This window comes from Spirillospora sp. NPDC049024 (genome assembly GCF_040649235.1).
GTDB lineage: Bacteria > Actinomycetota > Actinomycetes > Streptosporangiales > Streptosporangiaceae > Spirillospora.
The window spans coordinates 75506-88384 of record NZ_JBEZFD010000004.1 but is presented as its reverse complement, the minus strand read 5'-3'; the positions used below and the strand labels follow the sequence as shown (position 1 = coordinate 88384).

The following is a 12879-nucleotide window of genomic DNA, read 5'->3' as shown; positions in this document are numbered from 1 at the left end:
CGACGGCGGACGCGGTCCGGACCTCGTCGGCTATGGCGCGAGGCGGAGGACCGCCGTGGCCTTGCCCGCCGAGTCGAGCACCGTGCCGACCAGCGTTTCCCGGGCTTCCCCGAACCGGGAGGTCGGTGCGACGATCCCGACGGCGCCGGCGATGGAGCCGTCGTGCTTGAAGAACGGGGCGCCGAGCGCCGTGATGCCGGGGCTGGAGTCGATGTCGACGGCCCAACCCCGCTCCTGGACCTCCTTGAGCTCCTGGAGCAGGGCCGTGCGGGAACGCCGCTGCGCGGTCGGGGACATGCCGGTCAGGTTGCGCTCGATGATCTCGTCCCGCAGGTCGGCGTCGGCATGGGCGAGGACGGCCTTGCCCGACGCGCGGTGCGGCTCGTTGCCCGTCAGGCCGACGTAGAGGCCGCTGACCCGCAGCGGCTGCGACCCCTCGACCAGCACCTTCAAGATCACGTTCCGGTCGTCGAGCGTCGACAGGAACGAGGTCTCGGCGGTGGCGGCGGCGAGTTCGGCGACGATGCCCGCGAGCTTGTCACTGGTGTTGAAGTTGAGCTGGTAGGACCGGAACAGCGCGCCCACGCCCGCTCCGAGGCGGAGCGTGGCGTCGGCCCGCCGCTCCAGGTAGCCGCGCGCGAGCAGGGTCCTCATCAGGTGGTAGCAGGTCGTGATGTTCAAGCCGAGGCCGGCGGAGACCTGCTGCACCGTCGGCGCGGTGTCGGCGGCGGCCACGTACTCGAGGAAGCTCAGGGCCCGCTCGACCGTCTGCAGGGTCTGGCCCGGCTTGTCCGAAGCGCTGTTCACTATTTGAAACTATCAGCTCGCCTGGTGGGTGCGGGCCCGGTGCAGCGGGGCGTTGAGACGGTCGGCGAACGCGTCGAACGACCGGACGGGCGGATAGGCGTCCGGGTCGACGATCACGTCCAGGACCGTGACGCGGTCGGATTCCATCGCCTTCCGCAGTGCGGGGGCGATGCCGTCCGGACCGTCGACCGTGATCCCCGTGGCCCCCGCGGCGGTCGCGACGGCGGCGTGGTCGACGGGCTCGAACTCCACGCCGGTCGTCGTCTCGCCGAACACGGCGTTCTCGGCATGCCGCTGGGCTCCCAGTACCGAGTTGTTGAGCACCACCACGGTCACCGGAAGGCGCTCCCGCAGCGCGGTCTCCAGCTCGGACCAGACGTGTGCGAATCCGCCGTCGCCGACGACGGCGATGACACGCCGAGCGGGCGCCGCGATCTTCGCTCCCAGGGCCAGGGGCAGCCCCCAGCCGAGCCCGGCCAGCCCGCGCGGCATGAGGAAGCGCTGCCCGGGCCGCTTGGCCAGGAGGTAACTGGCGACCCAGAACGAGGAGTAGCTGGCGTCGGTGACCACGATGTCGTCGGGGTCCAGCAGCCGGTCGATCTCGGCGAAGAGGCGCTCCGGCGCGATGGGGGTCGCGTCGGATTCCAGCAGCGGGGCGACGACCTCGAAGTGCTGCCGGCGCCCGGCGGCGATGGCGGCCTTGAGCTCCTCCGAACGCGAGGCGCGCAGGGTGAGATCGGTTTCCGCCAGGGCGGCCGTGAGGTCCTGGAGCGCGGCCCGGGCATCACCGAGCAGGCGTACGGACTCGTAGTTGCGCCCCACTTCGAGCGGGTCGACGTCGATGTGGACGTAGGTGGCGTCGGGGGAGGTCAGCGTCCAGCTCTCGGTGCCGTTCTCGTTCGTCCGGGTACCGACCAGCAGGACGACGTCGGCTCCGCCGATCAGGTCGAGGTGGAAGTGCGCGGGCCCGCGCTCGCCGGTGACGTTGGCGGCGACCCCGAGCGACAGCGGACCCGACTCGTCCACGGCGCCCTTGCCCATGTTCGTCGTGACCACGGGCAGGTGGGCGGTCTCCTGCAGCGCGCGCAGTTCGGCCACCGCACCCGAGCCGTGCACGCCGCCGCCCGCGACGACCAGCGGGGACCGCGCCTCCGCGATCAGCCGGGCCGCGCTCGCCACCGCGGCGGCGTCCGGCCGGGGACGGTCGAGCGGGAACGCCCCGAGATCGGCGGTGCGCGGGAACCGTCCGGGCACGGCCGGCTTCCCGAGGACGTCCTTGGGGACGAGCAGGACGACCGGCCCGGGCCGTCCGCTGTTGGCCATGGTGAACGCCTGGTCGACGGCGTCCTCCACGCGTGCGGGGTCGTCGATGCGCCGCGTCCACTTCGAGACGCTCGCGAACAGCGCGAAGTGGTCCATCTCCTGGAACGCGTTGCGGTCGCGACTGCCTGACGGCACCTCCTGCACCAGCACGAGCATCGGCACCGAGGCCTTGAGGGCTTCCCCCATCGGGGCGACGAGCAGGGTCGCGGCGGGGCCGTTCTGGGCCGCCACCACCCCGACGCGGCCGGAGATCCTGGCGAACCCGTCGGCCATCGCGCCGCCGGCGTTCTCGGTCCGGTACAGGATCTGGCGGATGCCGATGCGCTCGGCGGCGAGCATCAGCTCGGTCGGATTGCTCTGGCCAAGGATCGTCCCGACCCCGTGACGGGCCAGTGCACCTGCGATGACGTCAGCGACTGTGGTCATGTCCGTACCGTTGCAAACTCTGAATCAGACGTCAAATACTGAATCTTTCAATATTTGCAATCCTCTTCACATATTGACGCACCTGTGAGGTGGCTCATACTCTCGGGACCGTGAGCGCGCCTCGGCTCTCTGAGCAGGAAAGATCTGGAGGTCCCCATGACCATCGACACTGGTGAACCGCAGCTGAGCCCCGTGCTCTGCCTGCACTCGCTCTTCCTCGACCCGCGCGCCTTCGACGGCCTCGTCGCCGCCGGGGCCGGGCGGTTCCGGTTCGTCGCGCCCGAGTTCCCCGGCCAGGCGGGCCGCGTGGACGAGGCCGACGCGACCGTGACCATGGATCAGTGCACCGACGACATGCTCGCCCTCGTCGACCGGCTCGGCCTGGACTCGCTGTCGATCGTCGGGCAGTCGATGGGCGGCGACGTCGCGGTCCGCATGGCGGCCCGCCGCCCCGAACTGGTCGACAGGCTGGTGCTGATGGGCTCGTCAGCGGGAGCCGAGACCGACGAGAACCGCGAACTCTTCGGCGCGTTCGTCGACAGGTTCGAGCAGGAGGGGTTCACCCCGGAACTCGTCGAGTTCGTCAAGGGCATCCTGTTCGCGCAGACCGTCCTCAACGACCCGGCGCGCTCTGACATCCACCAGACGTGGACCGAGCGCCTCGGCGAGCTCTCTCCCCGGCTCGCCCACGCCGCGCGGGGCGTCGTCGAACGCGAGAGCGCGCTCGACCTGCTGCCTCGGATCACCGCGCGGACGCTCATCATCTCCGGCACCCAGGACCAGGCCCGCCCGCCCGCCTGGTCCGACGAGATGTTCGAGGCGATCCCCGACGCCGAACTCTGGCGCATCAAGACCGCCGGCCACAGCCCTTGCATCGAGGACCCGGACGCCGTCATCCCCCGCATCCTCGACTTCCTCGCCTAGTGCGGAACGGAGAAGGACACATGACCACTCCCCCCAGGCTCACGGCGGACTTCCTCGCCCGGCGGCACGGGCTGTTCATCGACGGCGAGTTCGTCGACGCCCTCGACGGGCGGACCTTCGAGACGATCGATCCGGGCACCGGAAAGGTCCTCGGCGAGGTGGCGGAGGCGTCGGAGCGGGACGTCGACCGCGCGGTGGCGGCCGCCCGCCGCGCCGCGGACGGCCCGTGGGCGGCCATGTCGCCCAGCGAGCGGGGCCGCATCGTGCACCGCGTCGGCGACCTGATCGCCGAGCACGCCGAGGAGCTCGCGGAACTGGAGTCGCTCGACAGCGGGAAGCCGGCCTCCGCGGCCCTCGGCGTCGAGATCCCCCTCGCCGCCGACATGTTCTGGTACATGGCCGGCGCGGCCCGCCGGATCACCGGGACGACGGTCACGCCGTCCGTCCCCTACATGCCGGGCCAGGAGTTCCACGCCTACACGACCCGTGAACCGCTGGGCGTCGCCGGGCAGATCATCCCCTGGAACGTTCCGATCCTCATGGCCGCGTGGAAGCTCGCCCCGGCGCTGGCCACCGGCAACACGGTCGTCCTGAAACCCGCCGAGCAGACGCCGCTGACCGCCCTGCGGATCGGTGAACTCCTCAACGAGGCGGGCGTCCCGCCGGGCGTGGTCAACATCGTGCCGGGATTCGGCGAACGGGCCGGGGCGCACCTGGCCGCCCACGACGGCGTCGACAAGATCGCGTTCACCGGTTCAACGGAGGTCGGCCGCAGCATCGTGCGCGCCGCGGCGGGCAACCTCAAGCGGGTGTCGCTGGAGCTGGGCGGCAAGTCGCCGAACATCGTCCTGGACGACGCGGACGCCGACGCCGCGATCGCGGGAGCCGCGCTGGCGATCTTCTACAACCAGGGCGAGGTGTGCTCGGCCGGCAGCCGCCTCTACGTCCACGAGTCCCAGTTCGACCGGGTCGTGGAAGGCCTCGCCGAACACGCCAGCGGCATCCGGGTGGGCTACGGCCTCGATCCGGACACCGACATGGGTCCCCTGGTGTCCGCGGAGCACTTCGACCGGGTCCGCCGGTACCTCGACCTGAGCAAGGACTCGGGAGGCCGGACGCTGACCGGCGGCAGCGCGCTGGACCGCGACGGGTACTACGTCCAGCCGAGTGTGATCGCGCGGCCCGACCGCGACCACCCGATCGTCCGGGAGGAGATCTTCGGGCCGGTCGTCACGGCGCTGCCGTTCAGCGACATCGACGATCTGGCGGCCCAGGCCAACGACACCATCTACGGCCTCGCGGCCGGGGTGTGGACGCGCGACCTGTCGAAGGCGCACCGGCTGGCCAAGCGGCTGAAGGCCGGAACCGTGCACGTCAACACGTACCACGTCTTCGGCTCCGAGCTTCCCTTCGGCGGTTACAAGCAGAGCGGCTGGGGCCGGGAGAAGGGCGACGCCGTCCTGGAGCAGTACCTCGAAACCAAGTCCGTCGTCGTGGCGCTGTGAGATCCGAGGGCTGACGAACATGACCGACATCCAGACAGTCGCGGGGCCCGTCGACTCCGGTGCGCTCGGCCGGACGCTCGTCCACGAGCACGTCTTCGTCCTCGGTGAGGAGTACCGGCAGAACTACCAGGACGACTGGGACGAGGACGAGAAGGTCGAGCAGGCGGTAAGCGACCTGAACGAACTCAAGTCCCTCGGCATCGACACCATCATCGACCCCACGGTCCTGGGGCTCGGCCGGTACATCCCGCGCATCCAGCGCATCGCCGAGCGGACGAACCTGAACATCGTCGTCGCGACCGGGCTCTACACGTTCAACGACCTTCCGCACCAGTTCCTCAGCCGCGGGCCGGGCCTGCTCATCGACACCGAGGAACCGCTGACCGAGCTGTTCGTCAAGGACCTGACGGAGGGCATCGGCGACACGGGGGTGCGCGCCGCGACCCTCAAGTGCGCCATCGACGCCCAGGGCCTCACACCCGGCGTGGAGCGCACGATGAGGGCGGTCGCGCGGGCGGCCGTCGAGACCGGTGCGCCGATCACCGTCCACACGCACGCCGGTTCCGAATCCGGACTGGTCGCGCAGCGCGTCCTCGCCGAAGAGGGCGCCGACCTGAGCCGGGTGGTGATCGGCCATGCGGGCGACAGCACCGATCTGGACTACCTGTCCCGGCTGGCGGACGCCGGCTCGCTGCTGGGCCTCGACCGTTTCGGGCTGGACGCGTTCCTGCCGCTCCAGCAGCGGATCGACACCCTCGTGGGCCTCGTCCGGCGCGGCTACGCGGAGAGCATCGTCGTCTCGCACGACGCGTCCTGCTTCATCGACTTCGTCACGGTGGAGGAACGCCCTCAACTGGGGGAGAAGTGGAACTACCGCCTCATCTCCATGGAAGTCATTCCCGCACTGCGTGAGGCGGGAGTCGACGACCGCACCATCGAGATCATCCTCGTGGACAACCCGCGCCGGTACTTCGAGGGGACGAAGGCATGACCACGGCAGAAGAACTGTCCGCCGCCCACTGGCACGCGGACCCGGACCAGGGCCACGCGGACGGCACCATCGGCGACGCCCTGACCAGCGCCGCCTCACGATGGACGGATCGCACGGCACTCGTCGAGGGCGTCGTGGGAGAGCCCGCGCGCCGCTGGACCTTCGAAGAACTGCTGGACGATTCCGTCCGCGTCGCCCACGCCCTGCTCCGGCGGTTCGACCCCGGCGAACGGCTGGCGGTGTGGGCCGGGAACCGCCCGGAGTGGATTCAGCTCGAATTCGGCGCCGCGCTCGCGGGACTGACCCTGGTCACGGTGAACCCCGCCTTCCGGGAGGCGGAACTGGCGTACGTGCTGGAGCAGTCCCGCGCGGCGGGCATCGTCGTCCAGCCGCGGTACCGATCCGCCGAACTGCTGCCGATGGCCGAGGCCGTGCGGGACGGCACACCGGTCCGTGAGGTGATCTCACTCGGGGGCTGGGACGAGCTCCGGGCCGCCGAGAGCAGCGCACGCGACGGCCTGCCGCACGTCGCGCCGGAGGACCCCGCCCAGATCCAGTACACCTCGGGGACCACCGGACGTCCGAAGGGAGCGCTGCTCAGCCACCGCGGGCTCGTCGCCAACGGCCGGCGGTACGCGACCGTCATCGGCGCACGTCCGACCGATGTCTGGGTCAACCCGATGCCCCTTTTCCACACCGCGGGGTGCGGGCTGGTGACGCTAGGCGCCCTCCAGACCGGCGGCCGCCACGTGCTCCCCGCCGGGTTCGACGCCGACCTCATGCTCGACCTGTTCGAGGCCGAGCGGGGGACCGTCATGCTGAGCGTGCCGACCATGCTGATCCGCATGCTCGAACGCCAGGCCGGCAGGCCGCGCGACGTGTCGAGCTGGCGGCTGACCACGCTCGGAGGCGCGCCCGTCCCGATCGATCTGGTCCTGCGCGCCCAGCGTGACCTCGGCGTCGAGGTCGGCATCGGGTACGGCCAGACGGAGGCGTCTCCGTACATCACCCACACCGCCGCCGAGGACCAGGACGCGGAGACCCTCTCCACCGTGGGACGGCCGCTGCCGGGAACCGAGGTCAAGATCGTCAGGGCCGGCTCCGGCGAGGTGGCCGGGGTCGGGGAGATCGGTGAGATCTGCACCCGCGGCATCTGCGTGATGACCGAGTACTTCGACGACCCCGCCGCGACCGCCGAGGCCATCGACGCCGACGGCTGGCTGCACACCGGCGACCTGGGGACCATGGACGCGTCGGGCCTCGTCACGATCCAGGGCCGCCTCAAAGACATGATCATCCGTGGCGGGGAGAACATCTTCCCGCGCGAGATCGAAGACGTCCTCTACACCCACCCCGGAATCAGCCTGGTCACGGTGATCGGACTACCGGACGCCGAATGGGGCGAAACCGTCGCCGCCTTCGTGGTGGCGGCCGAAGGAGCACGCCTCACCGAAGCCGACCTGGACGCCTTCTGCCGCGCCCGGCTGGCCTCCTACAAGGTCCCGCGCAGCTGGCACTTCCGAACCGAACTCCCGCAGACCGCGTCCGGAAAGATCCAGAAAGTGGCCCTCCGCGAGGAACACCTGGCAGCCCTCCCCACCGGCCACGCCTAGGGCGATGTCGCACCGCCCGGTCCACTGGAGGCGCCGTGCTCGGCGGGTCAGTGCGACGGGTGGAGGTTGTGCGTCTCTTCCAGGGACCAGGTGCCGTGGCCTCCGGTGACCTGGAGGAGCGTTTGGGAGCGGAGTTGGATCTCCGTGTCGCCGTCCGGGGAGGCGAGCGTCCGGATCGGGGTCAGGGTGGCGTCGAGTTCCAGGAGGCCGAAGGCGTCCCCGCTGCGAAACAGCACAGGTCCCGGAGGTCCCAGGTAGCGCACCACTGCGGTCCGGTCACCCGCTGTCGAGTGCTCGAACGGCCGGACGCGGCCGGTGGGCGGCACCGTGGTGGCGTCCTGTTCCGCGGCTTGGGCGGGGGCGTCAACGTCTGCCTGTTCTAGGGGCGTCACGTCGATCCGCCAGTGCGCCCCGGCGGTTCTCACTCGTAGTACTGCCTGCGTCGGGACAGCGAACGTACTCCAACTGGGCGGGGGGTCGTCCTCCGGCACCGGGTTGAACGCGGCGGCGGACACGACGGGATCGCTGCCGTGGAGCGCGTCCAGGTTCGGCCCGTGCAGGTGGACCTGGTGGAACTGCCCGTCTGGGCATGACACGACGGCGATTCCAGCCGGGCCCTGGTAGCTGAGCACGTCGGGTCCGCTGCCCGTGACAGAGGCGGTGAACCCGCGAGCGCGTTCCGGTCCGCTGATCGTGACGGTCCACCGCCCCTCGGACTCCACGTACAGGACCCTCTTCGTGAGCGCTTTGTCGGATACCAGCCGGTCGTCCAGGACGGTCATGGCGGGCGGGGAGCCGGGACCGCACGCCATGACCGGGGTCCCCCGGCCGAACTCGGTACGTCGAAGCCAGGCCCGCAGCGTTCCCGCTCCCTCGTTCACGAACTCGGCCAGCACCGGCTCGGGAAGCGGGCCCCTGACCTTGACGCGTGCATCGCCGGCGCCGCGGTGCGTGCGGACCGTGCCGTAATGGGCGTGATCGACCGACGCGAACTCCGACGGCGGGAGCGTCTCACCATGCCCCAGCCAGCGGTCGAGGTCGGTGGCCACCCTGCGCGGCTCCTTCACCCGGAGGCACAACCGGCGGACCGGACGCCCCCGTTGAGGCATGCCCCTCCGCGGGTCCAGATCCTTCAGGATCAACACGATCCAGAACCAGTTCCCCCACCGCAGCCGGCGCGCGGGAAGAGAGATGTCGTCCCGCATCCGCAGGACGAGGTTGAGTTCTTCCCGGAACGGCGTCAGTTGGGCCACGCCCCCCTTGACCTGCCGCCGCAGCGGCTCGTCGCCGTAGCGGACCGCCGCGATCGCGGTGCGCGGGATCCGCAGCACCTTCCACAGCAGCACCGCGTCCCAGATGACGATCTCATCGTCGGTCACCCACATCCGGGGCCTGACCAGCATCAGCCGGAGCGTCTGGATCGCGACGCCCACGAGGGCGACCGCGAAGAGCGGCGCCCACGAGGCCGCGACCCACTCGGCCCAGGTGATCTCCCTGTTGACCGAGACCCAGATCAGGCCGAACAGCAGCAGCGACGCCACCAGTGACAGAAGGCCGACCGCCCCGGCCAGGGTCCGGCCCCTGGACCTGGCCATCTTCACCCTGACCCTGGAGGAGCCGGGCCGCGCCGACCAGCCCCACCGGTCCCGGTCGACGAGGTCGCGCAGCGCGGACCTCCCACGTGCCCTCGCCTGCCGTCTGCGCGCCGCGCGAGAAGCCCGTGTTCCGTGAACGCCCGACAGCACCGCGGCGTTCAACCCCACCCCGATGCCTCCGGTGGCGGCGGCGAGGAACCCGATGCCGATGGGAATCCCCCACTCCGGCGACCCGCCCTCCAGTTGGACAAACCACACTGAACCGACGTCGCGGGCGGGAAACGTGTTGTTGGCGTAAACGGTACGGCCGCCGACCCCTCTCAGTTCAACATCCTCGATGGTGTACCCAGGGAGGCTGTTGCTCACGAACGTGCCGTTCCAGGAACATCCACCTCGTCCGCACCTCTGAGTTTGCGCGGTGAACAGGCCCGGAACCCCCTCGCCCCTCGCCGCGCGCCGGGTGGCCGCGCCTTCCCCGGCCGTGCCGACGACGGCGAAGGTACAGATCATCAGCAGCCAGACGCCGATCAGGACTCGGAGGAAGGCGAGCCATTCGAGGTTCTCGATGCTGTACCTTTTCGCGGCCCAGTCGACCTCGCGTTCTCCGCTCATCCCCGCTCCCGTCCAGACCGCCGTCGGGGCCCCGAGCCGGACGGCACATCCGCGAATCCAGGATCACACGGCGGGCCAGGAAGATCGAGCGCCCGGACGATGCACCCCGCAGGATCTCCGGGGGTCCTCACAAGCCCTACTTGTCGGCTGCCGCATACACCAGTTCGAGGACGCCGGACGGGAAGGCCGTGCTCTTCAGCAAGCGCAGGTTCGCGGGCCGATCCAACTCGGGGAACAGCGGTGCGCCCTTGCCGGTGGCGGCGGGCAGCACCCACAGCCGGTACTCGTCGACCACACCGAGTTTGATCAGGGAGTGCATGAACGCGGTGCCGCCTGTGGCGACGAGGTCCTTGCCGGGCTCGGCCTTGAGCTTGGCGATCTCTTCCGCCGTGTCACCGCCGGCGATCCGGGTCTCGGGCCAGTCGTCGGCGGACTTCAGGGTGCGGGAGAACACGACCTTGGGAATCTCGTTCATGGCCTGGGCGGAGGGGTGGTCGGAGCCGGGCCAGTATCCGGCCATGATCTCGTAGGTGTTGCGGCCCATGAGGAAGGCCCCGGCCTCCCATAGCCGGCTGACGAAGTACTTCTCCTGCTCGGGATCGTCGATGCTCATCATGACGTCCCTTATTCCGTTGTCCCCGTCAGCGCTCTTACCGTCGAGTGAGACGTAGAAAGCCAGAATCAACTTCCGCATCCGGTGCCTCCATGTGCTTCTTCCCGCGCCGGGACGGCTTCGGCGTCCACCGCCCGATCCGCTCGTGGTCAGTGGCTGACCACTCCCGCACTCAGACCGCCGGTCCCGCCAAAACTCATCGCACGCCAGGCCTCGACACCTCTGACGGTTGCATCAACGACGGTGGCGTAGGAATTCCGCAGGTGCTGGCCTAGAGCATGGCCAAGGCGCGGGGGCGTAGCAGCGGTAGAACGCCAGTTCACCGGCGCGGTGGTTGCGGCGGACCAACAGCCACCGGCAGCCGGGCCACTGGTGGTCGATGCGGGACGCTCAGTGCGTGCCCGAGGCGGACAGGACGGCAGTGCGCAGCGCCGCGCGGCTCACCAGCAGGACGGGCCCATCCGGGTCCTTACTGTCCCGCACCGCCACCACCCCGGCCGCGCCCGCCATCTCGACGCAGTCCCCGCCGTTCTCGCCACTGTGGCTGCCTTTGCGCCATGGGAGCCCCGTCACCTCGACGCAGTTGCCGCCGTTCTCACCGCTGCGGCTGCTTTTGCGCCATGTGATCTCTGCCAGCTCGATGCAGTTGCCGCCATTGGAGCCGCTGTAGCTGCTCTTGCGCCAGGCGACGTCTCTCAGGTCCATTTTTCTCGGATGACCCTTTCGATCAGGTCACGCGACATCGGTTGCGTGAGTGCCCGTGAACGGAGGTCGACCAGGGTGCGCGCCAGAGTGGATAGTTCGGCCGGGTTGTCCGTCGTGATGCCGCGGATCGCTGTCTCGATGTACGCGACCTCGCTGCGATCTTCCATCGTCGCGACCACGAAAGCCCCCATGTTGCCGTCATGTTCGCCGCTTCCCAAGACTACTTGAAGCGTGACATTGGGCAACCGGCTCATAGCGATCAGGTGCTCCAGTTGTTCCTTCATGGTCTCGGGGGTGCCGACGGCACGATGAAGTACCTGTTCATCGATGAGAAGGACGAGGGTTGGCGAGGCCGTTTCGCCCTCCGGAGTGAGGATGGCCTGCCGCTGGAGCCGTGCGTCAGCGGCCTCCTGATTCTCATGGAGGATCGCCAGGGCGTAGGCCAGGGTTTGCGCCAGACCGGGGATCACTGAGTGCTCGTAGCAGACGAGCATGGCCGCGTCTGCCTCGACCTGGGGCCAGTCGAACCAGATCGGTACCGGGTGCCCGTCCTTATTGAGGTCCTCCCACAAACTGATGAGAGAGCCGTCCGCTTCCAGGTACTCGTCCACGGCCACGACGAACGATCGCGTGGCGCGCTTCTTTCCGTTCTCGATGCGGCTGACCTGGGGGCCGCTCACCTTGGTCAGATGAGCGATGGTCTCTTGTTTGACGTCCTTGGCCTCCCGTAACCGTCGCATCTGACGGCCGAATGCGACTAGGGCGGGGGACTCTCGGGGGCGTTGGCGGCGTGGGGGCATGACTCCTGCCTCTCAACGGCATCTGTCGAGTTGAGCGTTGGGTCTACCGCTGGCTGCCACCTTGCAGCGGTAGGCAAATCATAGCCCGAAAATAGCTCACTGTGTGCTTTAGAACACACACAGTGAGGAGAAGGATCATGGGCGAGGCGGCGCGTCACGAGAACGAGTTGGTGGTGAAGAACGACCTCAAGGTCGTCGCCGAGGTGCGGCGGTTCGTGCGTCTGGTCACCGGCCAGTGGGACATGGACGACTTCGTCCCGTGCCTGGTGGCGAGCGAACTGGTCACCAACGCTCTGCGCTACGCCTCCGCGTCTAACGACGACGTGACCTTCCGCATCGGCCGCACCGACGACGGCGCACTGTGGCTGGAGGTCCAGGACGCGACATACGACCTGCCGCGCATGCAGGAGACGGACACGATCAGCGAAGCGGGCCGCGGCCTGTTCATCGTTGACCAGTTCGCACGCTGCTGGGGCATCCGCCCCCTGTCCAACAACGCCGGCAAAGTCGTCTTCGCAGTCCTAGACCCCTCATAAAGACCAGCGGAGGGGCGGCCACCCCCGACCGTGACGGGAGAGCTGTGGGCACGTGGAGAGGCGAATGCGGATGGAGAGTTCGGCGATCTCACGAGTGCGTTCGTCACCCGGCTCCGGTGACTACGAGTTGCTCCTGGTAAGGGAGTCGAAGAGGTTCTCGGCGGCGGTCAGGTCGCCCGCCGAGAGCAGGAGTATGCCGATGCTGTGGGGGATGCCGAGGGCGAGTTCGCTGTCGGCGGTGACTTGTCGAGGAGGCGGCGAGACTGGTCGATCGCGACGGTGTTCTGGCCGAGATCGGTGCGGCAGTGGGCGGTCTAGCGATGGGATTCCAGCGCGCGGTCGCTCGACGGCCTCGTGGTGCGCGGGAACATGGCATCCGGAGCGCCGTCAAGGAGGTGCCTGACGGAGGGTGCCACATCCACCGACTGC

11 protein-coding genes are annotated in these 12879 nt (G+C 69.3%); 5 read left to right on the top strand and 6 right to left on the bottom strand.

The annotated features are described in order from the left end of the window. Nucleotides 1-30 precede the first annotated feature (30 nt). Both AB0C21_RS08485 and AB0C21_RS08480 read right to left on the bottom strand, forming a co-directional pair. The gene (locus AB0C21_RS08485; protein WP_500203401.1) at nt 31-807 is read right to left on the bottom strand and encodes an IclR family transcriptional regulator; all 777 of its coding nucleotides are present in this window, start codon (nt 805-807) and stop codon (nt 31-33) included. 12 nt (nt 808-819) lie between these two features. Continuing rightward, on the bottom strand, nt 820-2556 hold the full coding sequence (locus tag AB0C21_RS08480; protein WP_500203400.1) for an acetolactate synthase catalytic subunit: 1737 nt from the start codon (nt 2554-2556) through the stop codon (nt 820-822). A gap of 156 nt (nt 2557-2712) precedes the next feature. Between AB0C21_RS08480 and AB0C21_RS08475 the strand changes: the two genes are divergently transcribed. From AB0C21_RS08475 to AB0C21_RS08460, 4 genes are read left to right on the top strand one after another with little or no spacing between them, the layout of a single operon-like run. Continuing rightward, the gene (locus AB0C21_RS08475; protein ID WP_500203399.1) at nt 2713-3480 is read left to right on the top strand and encodes an alpha/beta fold hydrolase; all 768 of its coding nucleotides are present in this window, start codon (nt 2713-2715) and stop codon (nt 3478-3480) included. Nucleotides 3481-3500: 20 nt separating this feature from the next. Continuing rightward, the gene (locus AB0C21_RS08470) at nt 3501-4985 is read left to right on the top strand and encodes an aldehyde dehydrogenase family protein (protein ID WP_500203398.1); all 1485 of its coding nucleotides are present in this window, start codon (nt 3501-3503) and stop codon (nt 4983-4985) included. A 19-nt stretch (nt 4986-5004) separates the two neighbouring features. Next, nucleotides 5005-5976, top strand: coding sequence for a phosphotriesterase family protein (locus AB0C21_RS08465; protein ID WP_500203397.1), 972 nt, complete (start codon nt 5005-5007; stop codon nt 5974-5976). After that, on the top strand, nt 5973-7589 hold the full coding sequence (locus AB0C21_RS08460) for an AMP-binding protein (RefSeq protein WP_500203396.1): 1617 nt from the start codon (nt 5973-5975) through the stop codon (nt 7587-7589). The genes AB0C21_RS08465 and AB0C21_RS08460 overlap by 4 nt, the downstream gene beginning before the upstream one ends. A 47-nt stretch (nt 7590-7636) precedes the next feature. Here AB0C21_RS08460 and AB0C21_RS08455 read toward each other — a convergent pair whose 3' ends face one another. From AB0C21_RS08455 to AB0C21_RS08440, 4 genes are all read right to left on the bottom strand, one after another. Continuing rightward, nucleotides 7637-9796 (bottom strand): hypothetical protein, encoded by a 2160-nt coding sequence (locus AB0C21_RS08455; protein WP_500203395.1) that lies wholly within the window; start codon nt 9794-9796, stop codon nt 7637-7639. A gap of 136 nt (nt 9797-9932) precedes the next feature. Next, entirely contained in the window at nt 9933-10490 is a 558-nt protein-coding gene (locus AB0C21_RS08450) for a dihydrofolate reductase family protein (protein ID WP_500203394.1), read from the bottom strand. A gap of 309 nt (nt 10491-10799) precedes the next feature. After that, nucleotides 10800-11114 (bottom strand): DUF397 domain-containing protein, encoded by a 315-nt coding sequence (locus AB0C21_RS08445; RefSeq protein WP_500203393.1) that lies wholly within the window; start codon nt 11112-11114, stop codon nt 10800-10802. Further along, nucleotides 11105-11914 carry a helix-turn-helix domain-containing protein gene (locus tag AB0C21_RS08440; protein ID WP_500203392.1) on the bottom strand — a complete coding sequence of 270 codons (810 nt, stop codon included), beginning with the start codon at nt 11912-11914 and terminating at the stop codon, nt 11105-11107. Before AB0C21_RS08440 ends, AB0C21_RS08445 begins: the two co-directional genes overlap by 10 nt. A 137-nt stretch (nt 11915-12051) precedes the next feature. Here AB0C21_RS08440 and AB0C21_RS08435 point away from each other — a divergent pair, with 137 nt between their 5' ends. Then, the gene (locus AB0C21_RS08435) at nt 12052-12450 is read left to right on the top strand and encodes an ATP-binding protein (RefSeq protein WP_500203391.1); all 399 of its coding nucleotides are present in this window, start codon (nt 12052-12054) and stop codon (nt 12448-12450) included. Nucleotides 12451-12879: the final 429 nt, after the last annotated feature.

What these genes read in the sequence shown, in the direction of transcription:
- AB0C21_RS08445 (WP_500203393.1), bottom strand. Translation starts at nt 11,114, where the DNA reads ATGGACCTGAGAGACGTCGCCTGGCGCAAGAGCAGCTACAGCGGCTCC.
- AB0C21_RS08475 (WP_500203399.1), top strand. Translation starts at nt 2,713, where the DNA reads ATGACCATCGACACTGGTGAACCGCAGCTGAGCCCCGTGCTCTGCCTG.
- AB0C21_RS08455 (WP_500203395.1), bottom strand. Translation starts at nt 9,796, where the DNA reads ATGAGCGGAGAACGCGAGGTCGACTGGGCCGCGAAAAGGTACAGCATC.
- AB0C21_RS08460 (WP_500203396.1), top strand. Translation starts at nt 5,973, where the DNA reads ATGACCACGGCAGAAGAACTGTCCGCCGCCCACTGGCACGCGGACCCG.
- AB0C21_RS08450 (WP_500203394.1), bottom strand. Translation starts at nt 10,490, where the DNA reads ATGCGGAAGTTGATTCTGGCTTTCTACGTCTCACTCGACGGTAAGAGC.
- AB0C21_RS08480 (WP_500203400.1), bottom strand. Translation starts at nt 2,556, where the DNA reads ATGACCACAGTCGCTGACGTCATCGCAGGTGCACTGGCCCGTCACGGG.
- AB0C21_RS08435 (WP_500203391.1), top strand. Translation starts at nt 12,052, where the DNA reads ATGGGCGAGGCGGCGCGTCACGAGAACGAGTTGGTGGTGAAGAACGAC.
- AB0C21_RS08465 (WP_500203397.1), top strand. Translation starts at nt 5,005, where the DNA reads ATGACCGACATCCAGACAGTCGCGGGGCCCGTCGACTCCGGTGCGCTC.
- AB0C21_RS08470 (WP_500203398.1), top strand. Translation starts at nt 3,501, where the DNA reads ATGACCACTCCCCCCAGGCTCACGGCGGACTTCCTCGCCCGGCGGCAC.
- AB0C21_RS08440 (WP_500203392.1), bottom strand. Translation starts at nt 11,914, where the DNA reads ATGCCCCCACGCCGCCAACGCCCCCGAGAGTCCCCCGCCCTAGTCGCA.